This window comes from Achromobacter sp. 1L-A-4-B-C2 (genome assembly GCF_057291955.1).
This window is the reverse complement of sequence record NZ_JBXAWP010000003.1, coordinates 804,451-830,828: the sequence shown is the minus strand read 5'-3', so window position 1 is coordinate 830,828 and position 26,378 is coordinate 804,451. Positions and strand designations below refer to the sequence as shown.

Sequence of the window (26,378 nt, the reverse complement as noted above, 5' to 3'; positions counted from 1 at the left end):
CATGCTGATGCTGACTTGTCCCTACTGCGGCCCGCGCGCCGAAACGGAATTCACCTGCGGCGGCGAGGCCGACATCGTTCGGCCGCTGGATTGCGATGCCCTGACCGACGCGCAATGGGCCGACTACGCATTCATGCGGCGCAACGAACGCGGCCGTGCGCGCGAGCAATGGCAGCACGCCCACGGTTGCCGCCGCTGGTTCCTGGCGGAACGCGATACGGTCAGCCATGAATTTCATGGCTTCCACACTTTCGAGCACGCGGCCGGAGAACGCAAATGAGGCAACCCCATCGGCTCGCGCACGGCGGACGCCTCGACACGGCGACGTCCATCGAATTCACCTTCAATGGCCGCACCCTTTACGGCTGCCAGGGCGACACGCTGGCGTCCGCGCTGCTGGCCAACGGCGAGCATTTCGTGGGGCGCAGCTTCAAATACCACCGCCCGCGCGGCGTCATGACGGCGGGCGTCGAAGAGCCCAATGCCCTGGTGCAGCTGGAAGACGGCGGGCATACCGTGCCCAACCCGGCCGCCACGACAATTGAACTGTATGAAGGCCTGCGCGCCACCAGCGTCAACGCCGCGCCCGACCTTGAACGCGACCGCATGGCCATCCTGCAACGGGTGGGGCGCTTTATTCCTGCGGGCTTCTACTACAAGACCTTCATGTGGCCCAGGCGCTGGTGGCCGCGCTACGAACGCCTTATCCGCCAGGCGGGCGGGCTGGGGCGTGCACCGGCGCAGCCCGACCCGGACCACTACGACAAGCGCTACGCCCATTGCGATGTCCTGGTGGTGGGAGGCGGGCCTGCCGGCCTGGCCGCGGCGATGGCGGCGGGCATGGCGGGCGCGCGCGTGATCCTCGTCGACAACCAGTCCGAACTGGGCGGCGGCCTGCTGTCCAGTCCCGCGCTGATCAATGGCGCGGCCAACAACGACTGGGTCCGTCAAACGCATGCCGCGCTGCAAGGCATGAGCGATGTGCGCATCCTGTCGCGCAGCACGGCGTTCGGCTATCACGACCAGAACCTCGTGACGGTGTGCGAGCAGCTTAGCGACCATCTCCCCGTCACGGGGCGTCGCGGGGTGCGTCAACGGTTATGGAAGGTTCGCGCCAAGCAGGTGGTGCTGGCCACCGGCGCGCACGAACGGCCGCTGCTGTTCGGCAATAACGACTTGCCCGGCATCATGCTGGCATCGGCGGTGTCGACCTATGTGCGGCGCTACGCCGTGCTGCCCGGGCGGCGCGTGGTGCTCTACACCAACAACGACGGCGCGTATCGCACGGCGCTGGACTTGCGCGAGCAGGGCGCCAACGTGACCGTGGTGGACCCCCGGCCGCCAGGGCGAGGGGCCTTGCCCGACGCCGTGCGCAGCGCCGGCATCGAGGTGCGCAATGAATCAGTGGTGTTGCAGGCGCGCGGCGGGCGGCACGTGAAGGGCGTGGTCCTGGCCTCTTACGTGGGCGGGCAAGCCGGGCCTGCCACTGCCCGGCTGGCTTGCGATCTGGTCGCCGTGTCCGGCGGCTGGAACCCGGCGTTGCACCTGCATGCGCAGTCGGGCGGGCAGACGCGCTGGGACGATGCCCATGCCTGCTTTGTGCCGATGGGCTCGCAACAGGCGCAGGCCAGCGCCGGCGCGGCCAACGGAGAGTTCTCGCTGGCACTGGCGCTGGAAGGTGGGGCAAAGGCGGGCAGCCGGGCAGCGATGCTGGCGGGCCTGAACCCGGCGGGCGCGCTTGCCTGGCGCACCGCCGACATCGCGCAAGATCCGTTGATGCCGCTGTGGCAGGTGGCCGGTCGTGTGCGTCCCAGCCGGGGCGCCAAGCAATTCGTGGACTACCAGAATGATGTCACGGTGGCCGACATCCACCTGGCCGTGCGCGAAGGCTATCACTCGGTCGAGCACGTGAAGCGCTATACCGCCATGGGTTTTGGCACCGACCAGGGCAAGCTGGGCAACATCAACGGCGCGGCCGTCCTGGCCGACGCGCTGGGCAAGACCATTGCGCAAACCGGCACCACCACCTATCGGCCAAACTACACGCCCGTGGCGTTCGGCGCGCTGGCCGGGCGCGAGCTGGGCGATTTCTTCGACCCCATCCGCAAGACCAGCGTGCATGAATGGCACGTGTCGCGGGGTGCGGTTTTTGAAGACGTCGGCAACTGGAAGCGCCCGTGGTACTTTCCGTTGCCCGGCGAGAGCATGCAGGCCGCGGTGGCGCGCGAATGCCTGGCCGTGCGCAACGGCGTTGGCATGCTGGATGCGTCCACGCTGGGCAAGATCGACATCCAGGGTCCGGATGCGGCAACGTTGCTGAACTGGGTCTACACCAACCTGTGGAGCAAGCTTGAAGTGGGCAAGGGCCGTTATGGCCTGATGCTGGACGAGAACGGCATGGTGTTCGACGACGGTGTCACGATGCGCCTGGGCGAGCAACACTATCTGATGAGCACCACCACCGGCGGCGCCGCCCGCGTGCTGGCATGGATGGAACGGTGGCTGCAAACCGAATGGCCGCATCTGGATGTGCACCTGACCACCGTCACGGACCATTTCGCCACCTTCGCCGTGGCGGGGCCGCTGGCGCGCAAGGTCTTGCAGAGCGTCTGCCCCGACATCGACTTTTCAAACGCGGCATTCCCGTTCATGAGTTTTCGTGACGGCTCGGTTGCCGGTGCCGGTTGGTCCAGCCCCGCGCGCATCATGCGCATCAGCTTTTCGGGCGAACTGTCGTACGAAGTCAACGTGCCCGCAAACCTGGGGCAGCGCGTCTGGAATGCGTTGATGGATGCCGGCCACGAGCACGGCATCACGCCCTACGGCACCGAAACCATGCACGTGTTGCGCGCCGAAAAGGGCTACATCATCGTGGGCCAGGACACGGACGGCTCCATGACGCCGCAGGACCTGGGCATGGGCGGCATGGTTGCCAAGTCTAAGGACTGCCTGGGCAAGCGTTCGCTGTCACGCACCCACACGGCCGGCGCAAAGCGCAAGCAATTCGTCGGTCTGCTGGCGCGCGATCCGGCGGTTGTGCTGCCCGAGGGCAGCCAGATCATGCACCGTGCAAGCCGTGCGCCCATCGTGCCCATGATCGGCCACGTCACGTCCAGCTACATGAGCCCGACGTTGAACCGGTCGATTGCGCTGGGGTGGGTGCAGGACGGGCAAGAACGAATGGGGCAGCTGGTGGAAGTGGCGCTGCCCACGGGCGGCTTCATGCCGGCCACCATACACAGCACGGTTTTCTACGATCCCGAAGGAGGGCGCCAGCATGTGGACTGAAACCTATCAGGAGTCGCCCTTGAAGGGCCTCAAACCCGTACAGGCACCCGCGCAAACGAGCGACACCAAGCGCTTGCGCATCGTCGAAAGGCCATTTCTGGATCTGGCCGTGCTGCGGGGCAATGCACGGTCGCCCGGCTTTACCGACGCGCTTGAACGCGCCCTGGGAGCCGCGCCGCCGCTGGCGCCCAACACGGTCGTCCAAGGTCGCCTGCATCTGGTGGCGTGGATGGGGCCGGATGAATGGTGGTTGCAGTCGCTGGCGCCGGCGCGGCCAGCGCTTGAAGGCGCGCTGCGTCCGGCATTGGCCGGGCTATCGGCAACGGTGGTGGATGTCAGCAGCGGCTATACGGTGCTGCAATTGCTGGGCGACTCCGCGCGCGATGTGCTGGAAAAGGGTTGCCCCCTGGATTTGCATCCGCGCGTCTTCGGCCCGGGGCAATGCGCGCAAAGCCACTATTTCAAGGCGGGTGTGATGGTGCGCGCGCTGGAGGCGCGCGGCGTGGAAGTGGTAGTGCGCCGCAGCTTCGCGGACTATGCCGGCCGCATGCTGCTGGACGCCGCGCGCGAATTCATGTCGCCCAACCAGCGTATCGAGCGCGCATGAAAAAAGGGCCCAGGGGGCCCTTTTTTTCAACTACCAGGGCCCGAAGGCCCTTTTTTGATTTGCAGCAGGCAAAAACCCAATGCTGCCAATCTGAATGTGGAGCGGGAGACGAGTCTCGAACTCGCGACCTCAACCTTGGCAAGGTTGCGCTCTACCAACTGAGCTACTCCCGCAATGTACTGCTACCGCTTTATCGCTACGGCTACCGCTTTATCGCTACCGCTTCACTGCTGCGTTTTACCGCTATCGCCATGCATTGCCATCCGCGTCTTGATGTCGTTTTCTGGCAAGCGAGGCGGAAGTATACCTAATTTTTTGAAAAATGCACGCCGGCCGTGGACCGTGATGCCGCTGTGCGCACTCGCGCCGGTTTGAAGGACGCCGGCGTGGCCTGCTTGCGCGGAGCGCGGCGCCAGGCCATGCGCGACAAGGTGTCGTCGCGGGCGATGAAGTGGTGGGCAAGCGCCGCCACAATGTGCAGCCCCAGCAGGCCGTACAGCCCCCACGTCAGCATGTCGTGCATCCACACCGTGGTAACCACCAGCGCCGGATCGGCGGCGACCAAGCGCGGAAACTCCAGGTTGGTAAAGGGGACCGGCACGGCCAGGCCCTTGGCGTTGACCACGACCCAGCCCACCATGCACGACGCAAAAATGAACGCATAGATGAACAGGTGCACCGCGTGGGCGCAGGCATCCTGCATGCTGAAGTCGGCGCCGGCGGCGCGGCGGCGCGAGATACGCACGACCGTGCGCACCATCGTGACGGCAAGCAGCGCCATGCCACAGCCGATGTGCACGATCATTACCGAGCGCATCGACACGCCCGTCTGCGCGGTCAGCACGTGGCGTAATTCGCCGGCAAGAATCAGGATGCCCATCAGGCTGACACTGAGCCAATGCAAGGCGATTTGCGAGGTGGAGTAGGCCTGTGTGGCCAGGGCGGCGGGGGGGGGATGCATGGTCTTCCTTCTAGCGGTGCCGGCCGGCTCCGCGTGCGGCGGGGCTTGGCCAAGAGGCGAGATTGAAGCGCCGCCACCCCCTGCCGCGCCATCTTCCTCAACACTTCCTGAAGGCCAAAAGCCCCTCCGCCCGGCCCCTTTAGGCTCTCTTTAGAAACGTTGTTGGCCCATCGTCCGCATGGAAATATGCCGGCCTGCGTAGAGATTTTTCCGCCTTTGATGCGCCCGGCCACACCGGCGCTCGGATCGGCATCGTTGCTCACGATGCCCGCCTCTGCCCCCCCCTCGCACTTCACTCCAGATTGCCGCCGCGCGGTAATCGCTCATTCAGAAAAAGTGGACTCATGAAGACTCTTACCTTCCGACGCCGTCTTGGCCTGCAACAAGGTTTCACCTTGCTGGAATTGCTGGTCGTGCTGCTGATCATTGCGTTGCTGGCCGGATACGTCGGCCCCAAGTTGTTCTCCCAGGTCGACCGCGCCAAGGTGCGCGCCACGCAGGCGCAGATGAAGACGCTGGGCGATGCCTTGACCCAATACCGCCTGGACGTGGGCAGCTATCCCACCACCGAGCAAGGTTTGGAATCGCTGGTCAAGGCCCCGCAGGGCGCACCCAACTGGCACGGCCCGTACCTGGCCAAGGATGTGCCGGCCGATGCGTGGGGCCGTCCCTACGTGCTGAACGTGCCCGGGCGCAGCTCGGACGCAGAAGTGGTTTCTTTCGGCGAGGAAGGCCGGGCGGGAGGCAGCGGTGAACTGGTCTACGGCCTCTAAGTGGGTGGCGGCCGGGCTCGTCGGGATGACGTTCTCGGCGGCCGCCGCCGCCAGCTGCTGGCAGGAATCGGGCGACCGCCACGGCGTGGACCCCTTGCTGCTGTTTGCGATTGCGAAGGTGGAGTCGTCACTGAACCCTCGCGCCATCAACAACAACACCAACGGTACCCAGGACGTCGGCCTGATGCAGATCAACAGCATCCATCTGCCGGCCCTGGCCAAGCGGGGCATCACGCGCCAGCGTTTGCTGGACGAGCCCTGTCTGTCAATTGATGCCGGCGCCGAAATCCTGGCCGGCTTCATCAAGCGCTATGGCTACACCTGGCGCGCGGTCGGTGCCTACAACGCCGGCGGCGCCGCCAACCGCGAAGCGGCGCGCAAGCGCTACGTGAATCGCGTGTGGCAACACTATCTGCAACTGACCCAGGCGCGCGACGCCCGTTATCGCCAGTCCCAACACGCGGAGCGTTGATATGAATGAGTTCAGGATCCGCTTGCTCAAGCAGGGCACGTTGCGCGTGCACACCGTGCGCGCCTCCAGCGAAGGCGAGGCCCGCGCGCAGTTGAGCGATGCCGACGGCATGGTTCTGGACATTCAACGTTCGGCCGTGCGTCGCGGCATCAAGGCGCGCGGCAAGAAGACATTTTCGCTGGGCCTGTTGCTGCAAGAGCTGTCCACGTTGCTGGACGCCGGGCTGGCGTTGATCGAAGCGCTGGAGGCGTTAAGCGACAAGGCAGGCAAGGGCAACAAGGCGCTGCAATCGTCGCTGAGCCAGCTGTTGCGCTTGTTGTACCAGGGCCAGCCGCTATCGAAGGCGATGCAGGCGCAACCCCTGGTGTATCCGGCGCTGCTGGTGGCCACGGTGGCATCCGCCGAAGGCAGTGGCCAATTGCCGGTGGTGCTGCGGCGCTACCAGTACTACGAAACGCGGATCGAGAACATCCGCAAGAAGGTGGTGGGCGCGCTGGTGTATCCGCTGGTCGTGATCGCAGTGGGCTTTGGCATCTTGCTGTTCATGCTGTTTTTCGTGGTGCCGCGCTTTGCCATCGTGTTTGAAAGCATGCGGACCTTGCCGGCAACGGCCGAGGCCATGTTGTGGTGGGCGCGCCTGGTCAAGTCCGACGGCCAATGGCTGGGCGCGGGCATAGGCGGCAGCCTGCTCTTTGCTGCCTTGGCGCTGCGCACGCAGCGGGTCAAGGCGGCGTTGATGAACCTGTTCTGGCGCCTGCCCAAGCTGCGCGATGTGGGCAACCTGTTCGTGCTGGCGCGCTTTTATCGCACCGTTGGCCTGTTGATCGAAGGCGGCACGCCCGCATTGCAGGCATTCGAGCTGGCTGAACGCATCCTGCCGCCCGCCTACGGCGAACGGCTGGACCTGGCGTTGCAGGAGCTGCGCGCCGGCCGCAGCGTGTCGGAGACGCTGGCGCGCCACGGCTTGACCACGGCAGTGGCCGAACGGCTGCTGCGCGTAGGCGAACAAAGCGGCGATCTGGGCGGCATGTGCGAACGCATCGCCCAATTTCATGACGGCACGCTGGACCACGCCATCGAAGTCTTTGGAAAGGTGTTCGAGCCGCTGCTGATGCTGGTGGTTGGAGGGCTGGTCGGCACCATCGTCATCTTGCTGTACATGCCCATCTTCGAGATGGCCGGGAGTTTGGGATGAACGCAATGAACCAAGTTGAAATCAGTCAGGAGAAGGTCGCAATGGAAACCAAACCCGTCGCCGACGAGGCATGGTGGTTGTGGCGCGAGCGCGCCGCGGAACTGAGCCTGTCCCTGGCCGATTACCTGGACGAGGAACTGGCGCGGCGCCCGCAACTGCTGCCTGTGCTGGCGCAAGCGCTGGGCATGGAGCCGTTAAGCGCGCAGCAATGCCGCCAGGCCACTCCGCGCTTTGACGTACTGCCGCTGGCCGACGCCATGGCCTGCCGCGTGGCGCCCTTGCAGGTTGATGGCGAATTGCTGCTGGCGATGGCCGCGCCCTTCTCTCGCGATGCGCGCCTGAAGTTGCAGGCGATGCTGTCCGGCCGCGCATTGCGCTTTGCCGTGTGCCCCACCGGCGCGGTGGACGCGTGGCTCAAGCAGGCCGAAGCCACGGAACGCGTGCTGGACGGCGTTGCCGTCGACATGGCGGACGACTCGTTGGCCAAGGCGGTCGAATCGATTTCGCTGGCCTCGCTGGCCAAGGACGAAAGCCCGGTAATCCGCCTGGTCAACATGACGCTGTATGACGGCTTGCAAAGCCGTGCCAGCGACATCCATCTGGAGTCGGACGAGGAAGGGCTGTTGATCCGCTATCGCATCGACGGCGTGATGCTGCGCATCCGCCAGGTGCCGGGGCAGGTGACCGCCAACCAGGTGATGTCGCGCCTGAAGGTGCTGTCCAGCCTGGACATCGCGGAAAAGCGCGTGCCGCAGGATGGCCGCTTCAAAGTGGTGCTGCAAGGGCGCGAGGTGGATTTCCGCGTGTCGATCATGCCGGGCAATCACGGCGAGAACGCCGTGCTGCGTCTGTTGGACCGATCGCAGCGGGGCGACAAGCTGAGCCTGGACACCTTGGGCTTTCCGGCCGAAACGGCCCGCCGCATTCGTGTGCTGGCGCAGCTGCCCTATGGGCTGACGCTGATTACCGGCCCCACGGGTAGCGGCAAGTCCACCACCTTGTATGGCGCACTGTCCGAGCTGAACAGCGGCGACGAAAAGCTGATCACCATCGAAGATCCGGTGGAATACGAAATGGCCGGCATCTTGCAGATTCCGGTGAACGAGAAAAAGGGCCTGACCTTCGCGCGCGGCCTGCGGTCCATCCTGCGCCACGATCCGGACACGATCCTGGTCGGTGAAATCCGCGACGCCGAGACCGCGGTCATCGCCGTGCAGTCCGCGCTGACCGGCCACCGCGTGTTGTCGTCCGTGCACGCCAACGACGCGTTCAGCGTGATTGACCGCTTTTTGTATATGGACGTCGAACCCGCCACGTTCCTCGAATCGCTGAACGGCGTGGTCTCGCAGCGTCTGGTGCGGCGCCTGTGTCCGCATTGCGCGCCCGCGGGCGAAGCGCGCGCGGGCCCCGGCTGTGAGGCCTGCCGTCACACGGGCTTTCTGGGCCGCATCGCGTTGGCTGAAGTCCTGCGCCTGGATAGCCGCATGAAGACCGCGCTGCTGGACCGCTCGCCCGAGCGCCGCCAGGAAGCCCTGGCGCAATGCCCCGACTATCAATCGATGCGCGACGCCGCCCATGAAGCGGTGGCCCATGGTCTGACCACTTATCAGGAGGTTTGCCGTGCCGTCGCTATGGAATGATCACGCCGTTCTGATCGATGCCGAACACGTCAGCCTGTTGTCCACGACAACGGCCGTGCACGAGCGGCTGAAGATCGTCCATGACGGCCAGCCCGCCGAAGCCGTGTCCGCCTTGCTGGCAAGCCGCCCCTCGGTGCGCCCGCGCTGGCGCAACCGCGTGCGCGTCTGGCTGGGTTATCCCTGGGTGCACACGGTGCTGCTGCCGTGGCAACCGGGCTTGCCCGGTGGCGATACGCACTGGTGCGGCTATGCCCAGGCGCTGCTGCGCGAGCGCGGCATCGCGATACCGACCCGCGTGCGCCTGGGGCCGGCCAGCCATGGGCAGGCCCGCCTGGCCGTCGCGGCCGACGCCGTGATGCTGGACGCCCTGGAAGCCCAGCTGCGCGAACAGAAGTGGACGGTGGCGGCCTGCCACGATCTGCTGTCGTCGGCCTTGCATCGCTTTCAACGCGCCGTGCGGACGGACGGCGCCTGCCTGGTCCTGGCGGAAGCCGGCGCGGTGACGTGCCTGTGGCCGTCGGCGCAGGGGTGGGAAGACATGATCACCTTGCAGTTGTCGCCGGGCCAATCCCACGCATCCGCCGTCGCCTCGGCGCAGGCGCTGTGCGATCGCCCGGTCATGCCGCAATGCGCGTGGACGTCCACCTTGGTATCCCCGGACGTCGCGCTGCCCGAAGACGCGCGCTGGCTGGGCTTTCCCCATGCCATGTTGGGAGGACGGACATGCCCGGGTTGAAGATGAACAAGCTCGATTTCACCAAGCGCGGGGCGACGCAACCGTTTGCCGCCATTGTCGTGCTGCTGTTGCTGTGCGTAGGCTTCTTGAGCGCCTGGCGTCAATGGGACCTGTGGGCGCTGCGGGTCGAGGTCACGCGCTTTGAAAGCCAGCTGGTCGAACGCCGCATGCAACAGGAACGCGAGCAGCGACGGGCGCTTGCGCAGTCGCCGGAAGAAAAGAAGGTGGACGCGCTGGTGTCCGCGCAAAGTGCCGAGGACCGGTTGCGGCCCGTGCTGCTGCGCGCCATCGAACAGGCCTGGAGCCCCCGCGTGGCCGTCATGAACCTGAAGATCGAAGGCGCCGGCAGGACCGTGCAACTGGAACTGATGGCGGTGGACCTGACCGAGATATTCGCCTTTGCCGGGCGCGTGAACGCCGGGGAAGGCATCCGGGCAACCGTGATGCGCCATGGCATCAAGTCGGGTGACCCCAACCTGGCCACGATGGCCACCGTGCGGGTGGAGCTGCGATGAAGTCCTTTGCTGAAATTCGTCGCCGCCTGGCTGCGCTGCGCCAGGGCAACGGCGGTTCCCCCCTGCGTTGGCATGCCCAATGTTGGGCCGAACGCTTCGGGCGCGGCGGGCTGTTGGCCCTGGCCGCCTTGCTGGTCTTGATCGTGCACTGCGTCGTGGTGTTGTGGCCGGAAAAGGGCACGCTGCAAATGCGGGCGCTGGAACTGAACGCCGAGCTGCATGCCTGCCAACCCCACGTTGCGCCACCCGGCAATGACATGGACGAACTGCGCGTGCAACTGCGCCTGGACCCCGACCAGCGCAAGCTGGCCGTGATGGAACAGTTGGTGCGTTCGGGCCTGCTGCTGGTCGACATCCAGTATCAGGGCGAAGACACCATCCAGGGCCGCTTGCGCCGCACGTCGGTGGATGTGACGGCGGTGGGTTCGTACCAGGACCTGAGCGCGGGTCTGCGCAAGTTGACCGAAGAGCCGCTGTTGCGCCTGGAGTCCTTGTCCTTGGACAGGCAGAAACCGGAAAACATGCTGGTGAACGTAAAGATGCGCTTGAGCATGCTGGGGGTGGTGTGATGAAGCGATGGATGACCGCGGTAATCACCGCCCTGGCACCGGCCGCCACGTGGGCCGAGACCGCGCAAGAGGTGGATCTGTTCCCCTCGCAAAGCTGGGCGTCGCTGCTGGATCGCGGCAGCGAACCTGCCCAGGACGCCGCCGCCCAGGCCAACGCCGCGCCGACCGACACGCCGGCCCTGGACGACACCATGCCCACCGCGCCCGAAGGCGTCGGCGCGACCGCGGCACCGGCCTTTACGGCCATCGGTGAATGGTCCGACACCGGGCGCCGCATCGTGGTGCTGGCGCATCAAGGGGAAACCTATCTGATCTGCCAGCGCTGCGATATGGACGGCGCGGTGCGGCCGGGCGGCAACGTGACGCCGCAGTACCGCCTGAAGGCGCTGGAAGCGAAACGCGCCGTGCTGTTGGACCCGCAGGGCAAGGAACTGCATGTGGACCTGGCGCCGCTGGCGCAATGAGCATGGCGCTCATCGAAACGAAAAAATTCTTTTGGGAATGGCAAGACATCATGATTGCAAAACCTGTCGTAATAGCCGCATTCTTCACCCTGTTGCTGGGCGGATGCGCGGCCCCGGAATCACTGAAACGCGCACTGGGCGGCGACGCGCCGACCACAGCTGAACGCCTGGCCGCCGGCCGCGCGAAGCTGGACAAGAACCCCAACGATATCGAAGCGGGCAAGGACGTGGCGCGCGATGGCGTGACGTTGACCCGCGAGATCCTACAACGTGTGCGCGTCAAGATGGACGCGGGCGATGACGAGGCCGCGCTGCAGGACGTGCTGGAGCTGCTGACGATCAACCCTGGCAATATGCGCGCCCAGCAACTCAAGACGCAGCTGGAACAACGTGTGCACCTGAACGCCGAGCTGGCCGAAGCGGTGAGGCTGCAATTCGACCACCCGCGCGAGGCCCTGTACAAGGTCAATCGCATCTTGCAGGAGCAGCCTGGCTTTCCGTCAGCCGAAGCGCTGCGCGCCCAACTGCAACGCCGCGACGTCGGCCGCCAATCGGTCAAGCCCCGGCTGGCCGACGCGCTGCGCAAGCCCGTGACGCTGAACTTCAAGGCGCAACCCATCGTGCAGATCCTGGACACGATTTCGTTGGCGGCCGGCGTGGACTTCGTGCTGGACCCGGACGTGCAGACGACCATGCCGGCCAGCATCATGGCCCGGCAGACCACCGCCGAAGACGCGATCAACCTGTTGCTGCGCACCAATCAGTTGGAAAAGAAGGTGCTGGATGCGCACACCCTGCTGATCTATCCGTCGCGCCCGGACAAGGACAAGGAGTATCGCGAGCTGATGGTGCGCGTGTTCTACCTGAACCATGCCGATGCCACGCACGTGCTGGCGGCGTTGCGGCAGATCAGCGCGCCCAAGAACGTGCACCTGGACGAACGCGCCAATGCCGTGCTGGTGCGCGACACGCCTGAAGTGATGGCGGTGGTGGAACGCGTGGTGGCGGCGCTGGACATCGCGCAGTCGGAAGTGACGATGGATGTGCAGGTGCTGGAGGTGAACGCCAGCGACGAACTTGAAGTGGGCGTGGACTACCCCAGCGACCTGCGGTTTTCCGTGCTGCCCCAAGGCGAAAACGGCCGCATCACGGTGGGCGACCTGCTCGGCCTGAACCAGGGCAAGATCGGGGTGACCAGCCGCAATGATCTGTCGGCGGCGCTGAACCTGCTGCAAAAGCGCGGCAAGACCAAGGTGCTGGCGAATCCCAAGATCCGTGTTCGCAACATGGAAAAGGCCAGCATCAAGATCGGTGAAAAGGTGCCGGTCGTGACCACCACCAACGCCAATGGCGTGGTGACGGAATCCGTCAACTATCAGGACGTGGGCCTGATCCTGCAAGTAGAGCCCCGTATCAGCCTGAGCAATGAAGTCAGCGTGCGCGTCAGCATGGAAGTCAGCAACCTGAAGGGCGAGGTCAAGACGGCTGGCGGCGGCGTCGTCTACCCGATGAGCACGCGCAATGCGGAAACCGTGATGACGGCGCGTGATGGCGAAACGCAGGTGCTGGCCGGCCTGGTCAACCAACAGCAGACGCGCAGCAGCAGCGGTGTGCCCGGACTGAGCGTGATGGGCTGGCTGGGCAGCTTGTTCGGCGGCCAGAAGAAGACGGACCAGAACACGGAAATCGTGTTGCTGTTGACGCCGCATATCGAACGTTCGATGGCCTTGCCGTCGGCTGCCGACAGCTACTTCCCGTCGGGCACCGAGTCGCGCGTCACCGTCATGCCGATGACCACCCAGGCGCCCGCCGCCCCGGAAGCCGCGGCGACGGGCGGCGACGCCCCGGCGCTGGACGCGGTGCTGGCCAAGCCGCCGTTCTGAGGACGCGACATGCGCAAGCAATCGGGTTTCACGCTGATTGAAATGATGGCGGCCATGACCTTGCTGGCCCTGCTGGTGAGCGTTGCGCTGCCGTTCTCGGCGCTGGTCAAGCAACGCGCACAGGAGCGCGAGCTACGGCAAAGCCTGCACACGCTGCGCAACGCCATCGACGCGTATTACCAGGCCAGCCGCGAGGGCAAGGTGGATAAGCCGCTGGACCGCAGCGGTTATCCGCCGGACCTGGAATCCCTGGTCAAGGGCGTGCAGAACAAGACGGACCCCAACGGCGGCATGTTGTATTTCCTGCGCCGCCTGCCCAAGGACCCGATGTGTGAAAACTGTGAGAACCGCTCGGCGGCCGACACCTGGGATACCCGAAGCTATGACAGTTCGGTCGATGCGTTTTCATCGGGACGCGACGTGTTCGATGTGCGTTCAAAAAGTCAAAGAAGGGGCCTCAATGGCGTTCCGTACAAAGAATGGTAGGCGCGGCTGTGCCGGCTTTACGCTGATTGAGCTGATGGCGGTCATGGCTATCATCGGCGCCTTGATGTCGCTGGTGGCGCCGTCGTTTTTCAAAAGCAACGACCGTGCGCGCGAAACGGTGTTGCGTCACAACCTGCAATCGATCCGTCACGCTATCGACGATTACCGCGCCGACCATGGCAACAATCCCGATTCGCTGGATGTGCTTGTGGCCGACAAATACCTGCGCGAGCTTCCCATGGACCCGGTGACGGGTAAACGCGACAGCTGGTTGCCGCAGAACGGGGATGCGCCGGGCGTGAACGATGTAATCAGCGGCGCGACCGGCAGGGGGCTGGATGGGTTGGACTATGCGCGGTGGTGATCGCGGTGCGTTGTCGCGCCGTCAGGCGGGCTTCGGCTATCTGACGGTGCTGATGCTGGTAATGGCGGTGGCCACCGGGCTGACGGCGGTGGTGCAGCCCTGGTCGATGCAAAAGCTGCGCGACCAGGAGGCCGAGCTGCTTTTCGTCGGTCAGCAATATCAACGAGCGCTGGCGTCTTATTACCTGTCCGGCACCGCGCCGGCCTATCCCAAAACCATGGAGGCCTTGCTCAAGGACGACCGCGTGTCGTTTACGCGCAGGCACCTGCGCCGGCTGTACGCTGACCCGATAACAGGCAGCACGGAATGGGGCATCGTCAAATCCCCTGACGGCGGCATCATGGGGGTATATAGCCTGTCGGAAAAAAAGCCCATCAAGCAGGATGGTTTTGATGCCGAGTTGGGCGATATGTCAGGAAAATCCAGTTATCAGGACTGGAAGTTTGTATTTATGGGCGTTAATCAACACATCACGCATTAAAAAGATAAATACGTCCAGGAATTTTCTTGATAATCCGCGGTCTCTCCGTTGGAGAGCCCGAGAAAATATCCGCATATTCGGCCCTGGTTGTCATATCTTGACATTTGGCTTTCCCACTTTGGCTTTGAGAAATTTCTTATTGTTGTGACTATCCCTGCATGAAATCATTCTGTCGGGGTATCAATTGTGATTGCCGTAATAATAAAAATCTTCGGGAATTGCGCTTACATAAGAGTTGACTCAATGATCGTCGCCATTCTTGAAGATTCGCCCACTCAGGTCGAGTGGGTCACCAAACTGCTGCAAAGCCACGGCCACCAGGCCTTCTCGCGTCGCGATGGCGACGGCTTCATCGCGCTGCTGCAACAACAGCGCGTGGACGTCGTTCTGCTTGACTGGGAAGTGCCTGGCGCATCGGGTCTTGCGGTACTGAAGTGGGCGCGATGCAACCTGGCGCCCAACATGCCCATCCTGATGCTGACGCAGCGCGATGACGAGGAAAGCATCGTGCAGGCGCTGAACATGGGCGCCGACGACTACCTGCAAAAGCCGGTGCGCGAGCGTGAGTTGCTGGCCCGCATGGGCGCACAGCTGCGCAAATCCCAGCGCGGCGAAGCCACCGCGTCGCAGTTCCAGGTGGGCCATTTTGCGTTCAACCTGGAAGCCAAGACGTTGACCGTGGATGGGCGCCCCGTCAGTTTGCCCACGCGAGAATTCGACTTGGCCACGATGCTGTTCCGCAGCCCCGGCCGCATCATCACCAAAGACGCGTTGTGCCAGCACATCTGGGGCACCGTTGACCGCAAGTACGACGCCAGCCTGGCAACCTATGTCAGCAACCTGCGTTCGTCATTGGGCCTGCGCTCGCGCAATGGCTATGTGATCGCTACCGTGTACAACTACGGCTACCGCCTCGAACGCATGTATTAAGCCGGCAGGCATTCGCCCCGGCCAGTGCGCCGCGCTGCTTCGGCAGTACACGCAACTTCCCCCCTTCCAATCGCAGTCCACGCCTGACGTGCGCTGCCGGTCCGACCGCATGCTTGCCGCATCGCGACCCACCTTTCGAGCGTGACGATGAAATTCCTGATTTGGCCTTATACGCGCCTGGGCGCCAGAAAAAACGATGCGCTGCTGTTCTGCAACCTGGGCATCATCCTGCTGTGCTTTGCCATGCCCAGCGATGGGCAGCCCCTGACAGCGGCCGCGCCCGGCGTGCTGGCGGACTTCGGCATTCTGGCGGGCCTGGCGTTGTTCAGCGTGATCGCGGGCCAATCGAAAATGCGCTTGCGGGCATTGGGTTGGCTGATCGGGTTTTGGCTGCTGGCCGCTTTTGTCGTGATCACGGCACGCCGCTGGACGCCGATGGTGGCGCCCGTGGTGGGCGTGGCGTTGGCGTACATCAGCGTAGTCCGCTGGCGCATGGCCACGCGGGGCGCGCGCCGTGAACGTGTCTTGGCACGCACGGCCGCGCCGGTAGATGCGCCTGCCGTAACCCACGCCAAGCCGAACTGCGCTCGCGACAACGAAGTGATGCTGCAAATGATGCATGACCTGCGCAGTCCGCTGTCGACGATCCTGGTGATGGTGGAAAAGCAAAGCGCCGAAAGCGATTGCCCCAAGCAGGAAGCCTTTGCGCAGTCCGTGCGTGACCTGGCGCAGTACAGCTTGACCGTGGCGCAGGACTTCATGCATCTTTCCCGCGCGGAGCGCCTGGATAAGGCGAATTTCCTGCCCGTTTCGATGCTCGACGTGGGCCAGGAAGCCGCCGACCAAACCCTGTTGCTGGCCGAGCGCAAGGGCATCGACGTGCATATCCGCGAATGCGGGGAAAAGCTGTGGGTGTCGGGCGACTACTGCATGCTGCAACGCGCCGTCATCAACCTGCTGGACAACGCGATCAAGTATTCCAACCCGTCCACACGCATCACGTTGTGCCTGAAGCGCCAGGGCGATATGGCCCGCATCAGTGTGATCGACGAGGGTATCGGCATTGCGGATTCGGTCATGCCGCAGCTGTGCGAGGCGTTTTTTCAGGTGCAGCCCGGCAGCCGTGACGGCGTGGGCATGGGCTTGGCGCTGGTGGCCACGGTGGTGGATGCGCACGGCGGAAAATTGTCGGTCAGTTCGCGTCCTGGGAAGGGAAGCGAGTTTTCACTCACATTTCCATTGACGCCGATTCCGTGCGCGGAAGGCAATCGCCAGGAAGCGCGGTCCGGTTATCGAACGGGCCTTAATCCCGCCTCATGAACAAGCGCCCTCGTGGCGCTTTTTTTCGGCCGTCTGGACGTTATGTATTGCGTGATTTATCGCGTTTTACCGCGTCATCAATGCGATGCGGCAAGGATGCAACACCTGCTTTTAATAGTGTATTGAGAAAGGTTTTGCCGTTTTCCAGCGCCGGGAATAATGGCTTCGCTTTCACGAGATCCGTGTGATTTCCGGTTCATGAGAATGCGAAAAACAATCCACTAAACATAGGATATTTGATGACTAAAACCACATTGCGCGGTGCAGCCGCCAAGCTTGGCTTGCCGGTCGCGGCGCTGACGCAGGCTGTGCTCATGGCCATGGCGCCGACGACCGCTTCGGCTCACGGTTCCATGATCGATCCCCCGAGCCGGGAATATGCTTGCCACAAGTTTGATACTCCTTGGAATAATCCCAAGTTCTCCGGTTGCGGCAAAGCGAACGACCTTATTGGAAACTGGCAGTCCAACTTGATCGGCGGCGTGTTCAACAACCACAAGGATCTTATCCCTGATGGCCTGCTGTGCGCGGGCGGAAAGGACAGTTGGAAGGCGCTGGATGGCGATCACCAGTGGCCCACCACGGTAGTTACGCCTGACGCCAACGGCAATGCGCAGTTCAAGTACCTGCAAACGGCACCGCACATCACCACGTACTTCAAGACCTACATCAGCAAAGACAGCTACGACCCCAAGCGCGGCCTGCGCTGGGAAGATCTGGAACTGATCGGCGATACCGGCTTTCTGCCGCGCCCGGAAGTCGTGAACGCCGTTACGCCCCTGGATGTCAAGATTCCCGCCCACTTTACTGGCAAGCGCGTGATTTACAGCGTGTGGCAACGTGACCCGAGCGACGCCAAGGAAGGTTTCTACTCTTGCTCGAACGTGGAAGTGATGCCTGCCAACGTGCAATGGCAAGCCAGCGGCGCGCTGCAAGGCGGCCAAGTCAACGTCGGCTCGAAGATGACCCTGCGCGTGTTCGATCTGAGCCGTGCCGGCGATCTGGAAAGCCATTCGATCATCGTCAAGGCCGGTGAAGAAAAGGCCGCCCAGTGGATGTACGCCCTGGCCAAGGAAGTCAACAACAAGTCGTCCGTCATCAAGGTCGGCAAGATGCAGTCCAATGGCCAAGTCTTGCCGCAGCAAAGCGACACCGAAAACCAGGTCTATGGCCTGAACAAGAAGGTTGGCTTCGCGATTGACCAGAAGGCTGCCGAGCCGGTGGATCCGCCGCCCGTCGTCATCAATGCGCCTACGGCTCAACTGACTGGCCCGGCAACGGCCAATGCTGGCGAGCGCGTTTCGCTGTCGGCCAAGGGTTCGAACAACGGTGGTGGCACCTTGAAGTTCCAGTGGACGGCTCCGGCTGGCATCACCGCTTCGGCGCTGAACCAGGCTGACCTGAGCTTCACGGCTCCGACGCTGACGCAAGACAAGTCCTACTCGTTCACCGTCAAGGTCACGAACGAAAAGGGTTCGTCGAGCAAGACGCATTCGGTCCTGGTCAAGAAGCAAGCCCAAACCGGCGGCGGCACTGACGGTGGCAACACCGGCGGTAACGAAGGCGGCAACGGTGGTACCGATGGCGGCAACGGCGGCCAGACCGGCCAGTACCCGGCCTACAAGGAAGGCACCACGTACGCAGCTGGCGACAAGGTCACCAACGGCGGCAAGGTCTACGAGTGCAAGATCTGGCCCGTGACCGCATGGTGCAGCGCTTCGCCGTTGCACTACGCTCCCGGCAAGGGCCTGGCTTGGCAGCAAGCTTGGGACCTGGTGAAGTAATTCCCTTCACTGTTCTCAGTCTGAGCTGAAACTGCTTGAAAATCCGCAGTGAATAACGCGGAAAAATGAAGTTCCTGGTCCCTCGTGCGAAAGCGCGGGGGATTTTTTTTGCCGCAGGTTATTTTTTTAATGAGTGTGGGGAAATTGCTTTAAGGAATCGTTTATCAACTTTGATTATCAAAGGGCTTCCGGCCGAGAATGAATTCACCTTGTCCTGCGTGCTGCATGGAAGGTGATTTATTCAACCTCACTCTGAAGTGTTTATAAAAAAATGGCGAAATTCAAATTAACTCTGGTGGGCGGCCTGGTACTGGCGGCCGTATCCGGTTCGGTTTTGGCTCACGGCACCATGTCGCATCCGAAGGCGCGCATCCTGCATTGCCACGCGGGCAGTCAGAGCGAAGGTTGCACCGCATTCAAGGCGCAGGGCGGCAGCGTGTACGACTGGCGTGAAGTCTGGCAGAAGCCGGGCGGCGAAAAAACCGTTGCCACCACGCCGGGCGACCGCCTGTGCGACGGTGGCACCAAGCCGTCCCATCGCGGCCTGAACGCGCTGGCCCAATGGCCCATCACCACGCTCAAGCCGGATGCCAATGGCAACGTCACGCTGAAGTGGAACCACACCGTGGCCCACCGCACCAAGTCGCTGCAATTCTTCATCACGAAGATGCCGTATGACTCGACCAAGCCGCTGCAATTCTCCGACTTTGAAAAGTTCTGCGAACAGCGCGACTTCACGCCGGCCGCGGCGGGCGAAGGTCGTGAGCAGGAATACAGCTGCACGCTGCCCGCCGGCAAGACCGGCCGCCATCTGATCATGAGCGTCTGGAACACCAACCACGTGGGCGACGGCGTGACCTCGGGCGAGTCCTATCGCGCTTGCGGCGACGTGAACATCGAGGGCGTGTCCAACGTCATCAAGCCGTCGGATATCGGCGCGCTGTACTCCATCGGTGAAACCAAGGTGGGCGATTCGCTGGTGTGGCGTTTGGCTGACCCCAAGCGCAACGGCGAATACCTGGAACAGCTGCGCGTGCCGCTGGACGAGAACGCCGTGCAGGGCGAGCGTTGGACGCAAGTGCTGGGCAATGCCGTCAACGGCACGTCCAAGCGCGTGCGCATCGGCCAGTTGGGCGCTGACGGCAAGACCGTGACGCCGATCGTGGGTGTGGACAAGTCGCACGTCTATTCGATGGACGGCAGCAAGTACCACTTTGTGGTGACCAAGGAAGCGGCCGAGATCAAGCCGGACCCCGTGGTGATCCCGCCGCTGTCCAGCATCACCGGCCCGGTGAATGTGCAAGCGGGTCAGAAGGTGCAGCTGTCGGGCTCGGCCTCGACCGGTACCGACCTGAAGTTCTCGTGGACCGTGCCGGCCGGCATCACCGTCGCGGTGAAGGACCAGCCCACGCTGAGCTTCGTGGCGCCGACGCAAACGAAGGACCAGCAGTACTCGTTCACGCTGAACACGCGTAACGACAAGGGCGCATCGGATGCGACCCACGTTGTGACGGTCAAGGGCAAGCCGGAAGTCATCGTTGACGAAGGCGGTAATGGTGGTAATGGCGGTAATGGCGGCACCGGCGGTAACGGTGGCAATGGTGGCACCGGCGATACGCCGCCCGCCTACAAGGCCGGCACTGCCTACAAGGCGCTTGAGCGCGTGACGAACCTGGGCAAGGTCTACGAGTGCAAGCCGTGGCCCTACACGAACTGGTGCGGCCAGTCGCCGTTCCATTACGAGCCCGGTAAGGGCGGCTACTGGACCCAGGCCTGGGATCTGGTGAAGTAAGCCGTCGTTGTCAAGGCGGGCCGAGGTCAACACGCCTTGGCCCGCGTTGGACGCCAGCCCCCTCTCAGCGATGGGAGGTGGGCTTTCTTTTTGCGTTGTTGGATTCGCCGTCAAGGCGAATCACTGAATAGCCATGAAAAACAAAATACCGTTTTCGATGCTCGTGCTGGCACTAGGCACGGCGTTTTCCGCTCCGGGGCATGCGGCGTCAGCCGACGAACCCCGGCCCATTTACGTTCGGCTGAAGGCCGAAGCTCCCAACCCGGCCCAGCGCACGGCGCCCACGCCCGAAGTGGCCGGCGCCATGGATGCGCTGACGCGCCTGACGCCCGGCATGGAGCCGCTGATCCCGATGTCGCCGATGATGCGCAACTACGAGGATATCGCGGCACTGGAACGCCATAACCTTACGCGCTACTACAAGATTTCGGCCGAGATGATGCGCGGCCGCGACGCGGAATTGCTGGTCAAGCAGCTGCTTGAAAACCCGTTGGTGGAAAGCGCGCAGATCGAGCCCGTGCCGATGTCGATTGGTGACGGCCTGCAAGCCGATCCCGCCATGGCGATCACGCGCGCGGCGCCCGGCACGCCGGACTACACCAAGTGCGACGGCGCAATGGCGCCGACGTGCCAGAACTATATGCAGTCGCCCAAGCCCGGCTATTGGCCGTTGGGCGGCGTCAACGCCTTCGAGGCGCAGCGCTTGACCGGGCACTATGGCGCGAATGTGCGTCTGATTTCGAACGAGATCAACCATTGGGATTTCGACCACGTTGATCTGCCCAAGCCTTTCCTGCATCACGGGCAGTATGTGGAAAAGCCCGATTCGCACGACACGATGTCGGCCGGCATCATGTTCGGGCAGGACAACGGCTATGGCGTGACGGGCATCGTGCCGCAAGCGCAGGCCGGCTATACCAAGTACAGCCCCAGCGGCATGGTCGATCTGCGCAACGTGCTGCAGGCCGGCGACGTGGTGCAGATCGGCGTGCACTACAAGTTCAGCAACGGCTGCGGCCCGACCACGGCATGCTGGTTGCCCGTGGAACACGTGGATGTGGTCTATGACGCCATTTCGTATCTGACCAAGGAAAAGGGCGTGCACGTGGTGCTGGCGGCGGCCAACGGCGCGGCCAACCTGGACGACCCGTGGTTCCGTGGACGCTATGACCGTACCAAGCGCGATTCGGGCGCCATCTACGTCGGCGCGGCCGACCCGGTGCAGGGCCAGGTCGCGTGGTTCTCGGAAACGGGCAGCCGCGTCGATATGTTCTCTTGGGGTGGGCGCGTCACGACCACCGACTGGAAGGAAGGTCAGCACAACCTGTACACCACGGCGTACAGCGGCACGTCGTCCGCCAACCCCATCATTGCGGGTAGCGTGGCGTGGCTGCAAAGCCTGGCGCGCGAGCGCGGCCTGGGCAATATCCCGCCCAAGGTCATGCGGCAGATCCTGGTGGACAGCGGCAACCCCGTGCCCATCGTCAATCCGGCTCGTCCGATCGGTGTGCAACCCGATCTGGTGCGTGCGGCCGAACTGCTGGGCGGCGACAGCGTCGGCGGGCAGGCGCCTCAAGCGCATGTCGTCGGCTCGTCGCAAGCGAATGCGGGCGACAAGGTGGTGTTGTCGGCCGCGGATTCGACTGGCAAGGGTTTGAACTATGCATGGAGCAGCCAGCCCACGCTGACGTTCATTGAGCAGGGCGTCAAGGGCAGCTTTGTTGCACCGGAAAACGCAAAGGACGTCGCCTACCGCATCACGCTGAAAGTGACCGACTCGCAAGGGCGCAGCGCGTCCACGCACCATGGTGTGCTGGTCAAGGCGAAGGCGGCGGGCGTGTGCGCCAACGCGCCCGCGTGGGATGCCCGCAAGGTGTACAACGTGCCGAACGAAGCGGTGTCGTACAACGGCAAGGTCTACCACCAGAACTACTGGAACGTGGACGCCGCGCCGGACAAGAACTCGGCGCAGTACGGCAAGCCGTGGAAGATGCCCGAGTCCTGCGACCTGGAGCCCACGCCGATTCCGCTGCCCGTTGCTCGCATCAGCGGTCCCGCTGAAGTCGCGGCGTTGCAGCCGGCCACCTTGTCGGCCAGCGGTTCCACGGGCCAAGGCCTGAAGTACGTGTGGACGAGCCTGGACGAGATCGGGCTACAGGCCAACGGCGCAACCGTTACGTTTTATGGTCCCCCGCTGGCGCAGGATCGCAACCTGACGTTCAAGCTGGCCGTGACGGACGAGCGCGGTCGTACCGCAACCGCCACTCACGTGGTGAAAGCCAAGGCCAAGGTCGTGGTGCCTGAAGTCATTGCGCCGCAAGCCAAGTTGAGCGGCCCCGCCACGGTCAAGGGCGGCGAGCGCGTCGTCTTGTCCGGCAAGGCATCCACCGGAACGGACCTGCGCTACCGCTGGACCGTGCCCGCGGGTATTTTCGCCGGTGCGTTGGACCAGGCGGACATCAGCTTTGTCGCGCCGACCAGCACGAAGGACACGCCTTACCGCTTTACGCTGACGGTGAGCAACTCGCGCGGCGAAGTCCAGGCCAGCCACACCGTGACGGTGCAGGCGCAGGCAGCCGTGGGTGGGCACCCGCAGTACAAGGCGGGCACCATCTATAAGGCGGGTGACAAGGTCGTGAACGTGGGTAAGACGTTTGAATGCAAGATCTTCCCGTACAGCGGCTGGTGCAGCCAGTCGCCGTCGCACTATGCGCCCGGCACGGGTTCGCATTGGCGCGATGCGTGGATGCAGCGTTAAGCATTAAGCGATAAGCGTCGCGCGATGGTTGCGTGATGCGCTGCCCCCGCCGGTTTTCCGGTGGGGGCTTTTTTTTGGCGAGCCGCTCTCATGGGCTTCAGGCCTGCATGTCCGCCACCACGCGATAGGTGCGTGCTTGCCCCTGCTTGTCGACCTGGCACAGCAGGATGTCGTGCTGCGGACCCGCCAGCGTGGCGATGCTGGCCAGCTCGGCCGGCAGCCCGCTCAGGTCAAAGCCGATGGCCGCGTCGGGGCCGGCTGCGCGGCGGATGCCGGCCAGTAGATGGTGCAGGTGGGCGTGATGCTGCTGCATGTCTTGCACGTCTGGCAACGGATGGCCTTGCAGGTGCACCCCGGCGGCGGCGCATGGCGCTTCAAGCGCGGCCAGCTCGTCGGCGTGCCGATACAGGGCATGGAATGTGCGTGGCTGGAAGGAACCGCGAGCGGCGCAGAAAGAAGACAGCGCGCGGCCGCCCGATGCCAGCCCGATCAATTGTGAGGGTGGGGCGGGTGCGGCGCTTAGCCGATACCGAGGCCGCCGCTTCAGGTGGTGCACCGCCATCGCCGACGAGGCGATCGTCAAGGATAAACCCGCCAGCAACGGAACCAGCCAGATCAGCAGGCTGGGGTGATCCGTGAACGGATGCTGATACTTTTCAACGGTGGTGGGGTAGAAGTAGCGCAGCAAAGGCTTGAACATCAGCCCTTCATTGAGCGCATCGGTTACCCAGCTGATCAGCACGATGGAGCTGATGGTGTAGCAGGCGGTTTTCAAGCGGTGCAGCAACACCGCGCGGGTCAATGTCATGGCCAAGCCTCCGGAGCGCGGCGAACGCGGCGACGCGGCGTCCGCGATGCAACCCAAGAGCAAAGCATCCGGATCCGCAAGAAGCAATCAGAGGAGTCTGGTAATTGCAGGGGTCTGGTTTTGGCGGAGGCAGCTAATGGCGGGCACAGCTAATGGCGGCGGAAATGAAAAAAGGGCCGGACAACAAGTGTCGGGCCCTTCTTAGGTGACTGCAGAGATCAAGAACACGGGGTTGCTTGACCGCTGCACATCTGAATTTGGAGCGGGAGACGAGTCTCGAACTCGCGACCTCAACCTTGGCAAGGTTGCGCTCTACCAACTGAGCTACTCCCGCATGGGTTCCGTCATGAACTGCTCAGAACCGTTTTCTTATGCACTCTGATCAACTTGGTTATCGATCAGAAGGCGCGCATCTTACATGATTTTTTCGAGCTTGTCATTGGGCTGAGATTTTTCGCGTTTTCGCCGTGTTCTCTATAAAGAGCGGCTGTTGAAAAGCGGGGTACTCAAACCAAAACACTCAATCAAGTAATATGAGCGAAGACCGAAACTATAGCATAGCCCGTAGCACCCATGTCAACTGCCCCTGCTATCAACACGGCGCCAGCCGCGCTGACTCCCGCCGCCCACGATCTAAGCCGGCTCAATACGCTGGGTCTGGCGTCGCAAGCTGAAGCCTTCGTCACACTGGACGATGCCGCGCAATTGCCGGCCTTGTCCGACTTGGCACGCCGCGCGGACAGCCTTCTGGTGCTGGGCGGCGGCAGCAATGTTGTCCTGCCCGAACGCGTTTCCGGCCTGGTGGCCAAGGTGGCTTTCAGGGGCGTGCAGCTGTTGCAAGACGCGCCCGACGTCCGCCTGGTGGAAGCGGCGGGTGGCGAAAGCTGGCATGGCTTTGTCGAACATTGCGTCGATCAGGGTTGGGATGGCCTGGAAAACCTGGCGTTGATTCCCGGTACGGTCGGGGCCGCGCCGGTGCAGAACATCGGCGCTTACGGCGTCGAGTTCGAACAGCGCTTCCATAGCCTGACTGCCTGGGATGTGACGGCGGCAAGGCTTGTTGAAATGGGCCCGTCCAATTGCCGCTTTTCGTACCGGGATAGCACCTTCAAGCACGACGCGCCCGGCCGCTGGATCATCGTCAGCGTGCGGTTCGCCTTGCCGCGCCCCTGGCGCCCCGTGCTGGGCTACCCGGACCTGCAACGCCACGAACGGCTGGCCCATGGCGTGCCAAGCGCGCGCGACATTTTCGACGCGGTTTGCGACATTCGCCGCGCAAAGCTGCCGGACCCCGCCGTGACCGGCAACGCCGGCAGTTTTTTCAAGAACCCCATCGTGACCGCCGACGTGCGGGACGATCTGGCCGAACGCTTTCCCGGGTTGGTGTCGTACGCGCAACCGGACGGCCGCTACAAGTTGGCAGCCGGCTGGCTGATCGACCAGTGCGGCTGGAAGGGGCAGGCCCTGGGCGCGGCGGGGGTGCATGACAGGCAGGCGCTGGTGCTGGTCAATCGCGGCGGCGCCAACGCTGCCGACATCATGGCGTTGGCCGGCGCGATTCAAGCGTCGGTGCAGGCGCGCTACGGTGTCGTGCTGGAACCAGAGCCTGTGGTGGTGTAGGGCGCGGTGCGAACGGTGCGATAAAAAAGGATCCCGAGGGATCCTTTTTGGTTTTGTGGCGAGCGCTCCGGCGCCCGGCGATCCGGCGGCCGGCGATCCGGCGGCGCGGCGTGCACCGCCGCCGCCTGGCTTAGAAGCCCAGCACGGACTGCATGTCGTACAGGCCGTTGTGCTTGTCTTGCAGAAAGCGTGCGGCGCGCAGGGCGCCTTCTGCGTAGGTGGCGCGGCTGCTGGAACGGTGCGTGATTTCGATGCGCTCGCCAATGCCGCAGAACGACACGGTGTGGTCGCCCACGATGTCGCCCCCGCGCAGCACGGAAAAGCCGATGGTGCCGGGCTTGCGCACGCCGGTGTCGCCATGGCGGCTCCAGGTGGCCACGTCCGGCAGCGCCACGTCCCAGGCGGACGCAATGGTCTCGCCCATTTTCAACGCGGTGCCCGAAGGCGCATCGACCTTGTTGCGATGGTGCGCTTCAAACACTTCAACGTCGTAACCGGAATTGAGAATGCGGGCGGCCATGTCCAGCAGCTTGAGCGTGGCATTCACACCCACGCTCATGTTGGGCGCGAACACGATGCCGATTTTCTGCGCGGCCACTTCGATGGCGGCGCGGCCGTTGTCGTCGAACCCGGTGGTGCCGATGACGGCGTGCGTGCCGTGCTTCACGCAGGCCTGCAAGTGGGCAAGCGTGCCTTCGGGCCGCGTGAAATCGATCAGGCAATCGGCGTTGGCCAGCGCGTCAAGATCATCGGTGATCAGCACGCCGGTCTGTTGGCCCAGCGGGGCGCCCGCGTCCTGGCCCAGCGACGTCGACCCATTGCGGTCCAACGCCACTGCCAATTGCAGGTCGGTGGACTTGAGGATGGCGTCGATCAGCATCTGGCCCATACGGCCGCTGGCGCCGGCAATTGCAATACGCATGAAGAAAATC

Annotated in this window: 24 protein-coding genes and 2 tRNA genes; 21 read left to right on the top strand and 5 right to left on the bottom strand. The window is 63.6% G+C overall.

The window, feature by feature from the left end:
* The first annotated feature begins 1 nt into the window (after position 1).
* From AC0Z35_RS17275 to AC0Z35_RS17265, 3 genes are read left to right on the top strand one after another with little or no spacing between them, the layout of a single operon-like run.
* On the top strand, positions 2-280 hold the full coding sequence (locus tag AC0Z35_RS17275; protein WP_046803450.1) for a sarcosine oxidase subunit delta: 279 nt from the start codon (positions 2-4) through the stop codon (positions 278-280).
* A complete protein-coding gene (locus tag AC0Z35_RS17270) occupies positions 277-3,288 on the top strand; it encodes a sarcosine oxidase subunit alpha family protein (protein WP_485132233.1) in 3,012 nt (1,003 codons plus the stop codon). The genes AC0Z35_RS17275 and AC0Z35_RS17270 overlap by 4 nt, the downstream gene beginning before the upstream one ends.
* On the top strand, positions 3,278-3,895 hold the full coding sequence (locus tag AC0Z35_RS17265) for a sarcosine oxidase subunit gamma (protein ID WP_319309106.1): 618 nt from the start codon (positions 3,278-3,280) through the stop codon (positions 3,893-3,895). The genes AC0Z35_RS17270 and AC0Z35_RS17265 overlap by 11 nt, the downstream gene beginning before the upstream one ends.
* Before the next feature lie 97 nt (positions 3,896-3,992).
* Here the strand turns inward: AC0Z35_RS17265 and AC0Z35_RS17260 are convergent.
* Together AC0Z35_RS17260 and AC0Z35_RS17255 are read right to left on the bottom strand one after the other, a co-directional pair.
* Positions 3,993-4,068: transfer RNA gene (locus AC0Z35_RS17260), tRNA-Gly, on the bottom strand.
* Positions 4,069-4,202: 134 nt separating this feature from the next.
* Positions 4,203-4,856 (bottom strand): cytochrome b, encoded by a 654-nt coding sequence (locus tag AC0Z35_RS17255; RefSeq protein ID WP_485132234.1) that lies wholly within the window; start codon positions 4,854-4,856, stop codon positions 4,203-4,205.
* A 344-nt stretch (positions 4,857-5,200) separates the two neighbouring features.
* Between AC0Z35_RS17255 and gspG the strand changes: the two genes are divergently transcribed.
* The 17 genes from gspG (at position 5,201) to AC0Z35_RS17170 (ending at position 23,018) form a co-directional block, all read left to right on the top strand.
* Positions 5,201-5,629 (top strand): type II secretion system major pseudopilin GspG, encoded by a 429-nt coding sequence (gene gspG / locus AC0Z35_RS17250; RefSeq protein ID WP_046803437.1) that lies wholly within the window; start codon positions 5,201-5,203, stop codon positions 5,627-5,629.
* Positions 5,630-5,654: 25 nt separating this feature from the next.
* Entirely contained in the window at positions 5,655-6,101 is a 447-nt protein-coding gene (locus tag AC0Z35_RS17245; protein ID WP_046803436.1) for a lytic transglycosylase domain-containing protein, read from the top strand.
* A gap of 1 nt (position 6,102) precedes the next feature.
* Complete coding sequence (locus AC0Z35_RS17240) at positions 6,103-7,296, top strand: type II secretion system F family protein (protein ID WP_046803435.1); 1,194 nt, start codon at positions 6,103-6,105, stop codon at positions 7,294-7,296.
* A 41-nt stretch (positions 7,297-7,337) separates the two neighbouring features.
* A complete protein-coding gene (locus AC0Z35_RS17235) occupies positions 7,338-8,936 on the top strand; it encodes a GspE/PulE family protein (protein WP_485132235.1) in 1,599 nt (532 codons plus the stop codon).
* Positions 8,917-9,672, top strand: a complete 756-nt coding sequence (locus AC0Z35_RS17230) for a hypothetical protein (protein ID WP_485132236.1) — start codon at positions 8,917-8,919, stop codon at positions 9,670-9,672. The genes AC0Z35_RS17235 and AC0Z35_RS17230 overlap by 20 nt, the downstream gene beginning before the upstream one ends.
* Positions 9,660-10,187 carry a hypothetical protein gene (locus AC0Z35_RS17225; RefSeq protein ID WP_485132237.1) on the top strand — a complete coding sequence of 176 codons (528 nt, stop codon included), beginning with the start codon at positions 9,660-9,662 and terminating at the stop codon, positions 10,185-10,187. The genes AC0Z35_RS17230 and AC0Z35_RS17225 overlap by 13 nt, the downstream gene beginning before the upstream one ends.
* Complete coding sequence (locus tag AC0Z35_RS17220; protein WP_046803432.1) at positions 10,184-10,756, top strand: hypothetical protein; 573 nt, start codon at positions 10,184-10,186, stop codon at positions 10,754-10,756. The genes AC0Z35_RS17225 and AC0Z35_RS17220 overlap by 4 nt, the downstream gene beginning before the upstream one ends.
* Positions 10,757-10,767: 11 nt before the next feature.
* Positions 10,768-11,220 (top strand): hypothetical protein, encoded by a 453-nt coding sequence (locus AC0Z35_RS17215; RefSeq protein ID WP_485132238.1) that lies wholly within the window; start codon positions 10,768-10,770, stop codon positions 11,218-11,220.
* Between the two features lie 50 nt (positions 11,221-11,270).
* The gene (locus AC0Z35_RS17210; RefSeq protein ID WP_189371487.1) at positions 11,271-13,103 is read left to right on the top strand and encodes a type II secretion system protein GspD; all 1,833 of its coding nucleotides are present in this window, start codon (positions 11,271-11,273) and stop codon (positions 13,101-13,103) included.
* 9 nt (positions 13,104-13,112) lie between these two features.
* Positions 13,113-13,589, top strand: a complete 477-nt coding sequence (locus tag AC0Z35_RS17205; protein ID WP_485132239.1) for a type II secretion system protein — start codon at positions 13,113-13,115, stop codon at positions 13,587-13,589.
* Complete coding sequence (locus AC0Z35_RS17200; RefSeq protein WP_046803429.1) at positions 13,564-13,953, top strand: type II secretion system protein; 390 nt, start codon at positions 13,564-13,566, stop codon at positions 13,951-13,953. Before AC0Z35_RS17205 ends, AC0Z35_RS17200 begins: the two co-directional genes overlap by 26 nt.
* Positions 13,954-14,005: 52 nt before the next feature.
* Positions 14,006-14,434, top strand: a complete 429-nt coding sequence (locus AC0Z35_RS17195) for a type II secretion system protein (RefSeq protein ID WP_240434128.1) — start codon at positions 14,006-14,008, stop codon at positions 14,432-14,434.
* 243 nt (positions 14,435-14,677) lie between these two features.
* Entirely contained in the window at positions 14,678-15,364 is a 687-nt protein-coding gene (locus tag AC0Z35_RS17190; protein ID WP_046803427.1) for a response regulator transcription factor, read from the top strand.
* Between the two features lie 147 nt (positions 15,365-15,511).
* Positions 15,512-16,684: a sensor histidine kinase gene (locus tag AC0Z35_RS17185; protein ID WP_319308988.1), complete on the top strand. Its 1,173-nt coding sequence runs from the start codon at positions 15,512-15,514 to the stop codon at positions 16,682-16,684.
* 239 nt (positions 16,685-16,923) lie between these two features.
* A complete protein-coding gene (locus tag AC0Z35_RS17180; protein ID WP_485132240.1) occupies positions 16,924-18,468 on the top strand; it encodes a lytic polysaccharide monooxygenase in 1,545 nt (514 codons plus the stop codon).
* Between the two features lie 271 nt (positions 18,469-18,739).
* Entirely contained in the window at positions 18,740-20,260 is a 1,521-nt protein-coding gene (locus AC0Z35_RS17175) for a lytic polysaccharide monooxygenase (RefSeq protein WP_485132241.1), read from the top strand.
* Positions 20,261-20,393: 133 nt separating this feature from the next.
* The gene (locus tag AC0Z35_RS17170) at positions 20,394-23,018 is read left to right on the top strand and encodes a S8 family peptidase (protein WP_485132242.1); all 2,625 of its coding nucleotides are present in this window, start codon (positions 20,394-20,396) and stop codon (positions 23,016-23,018) included.
* Between the two features lie 97 nt (positions 23,019-23,115).
* On the opposite strand, the gene AC0Z35_RS17165 is transcribed toward AC0Z35_RS17170, so the two are convergent.
* Positions 23,116-23,826: a hypothetical protein gene (locus tag AC0Z35_RS17165; RefSeq protein ID WP_485132243.1), complete on the bottom strand. Its 711-nt coding sequence runs from the start codon at positions 23,824-23,826 to the stop codon at positions 23,116-23,118.
* 258 nt (positions 23,827-24,084) lie between these two features.
* Positions 24,085-24,160, bottom strand: a tRNA-Gly gene (locus tag AC0Z35_RS17160).
* Positions 24,161-24,399: 239 nt separating this feature from the next.
* Between AC0Z35_RS17160 and murB the strand changes: the two genes are divergently transcribed.
* Positions 24,400-25,446 (top strand): UDP-N-acetylmuramate dehydrogenase, encoded by a 1,047-nt coding sequence (murB, locus tag AC0Z35_RS17155; RefSeq protein ID WP_485132244.1) that lies wholly within the window; start codon positions 24,400-24,402, stop codon positions 25,444-25,446.
* A 130-nt stretch (positions 25,447-25,576) separates the two neighbouring features.
* On the opposite strand, the gene dapB is transcribed toward murB, so the two are convergent.
* On the bottom strand, positions 25,577-26,368 hold the full coding sequence (dapB, locus tag AC0Z35_RS17150; RefSeq protein WP_046803421.1) for a 4-hydroxy-tetrahydrodipicolinate reductase: 792 nt from the start codon (positions 26,366-26,368) through the stop codon (positions 25,577-25,579).
* Positions 26,369-26,378: the final 10 nt, after the last annotated feature.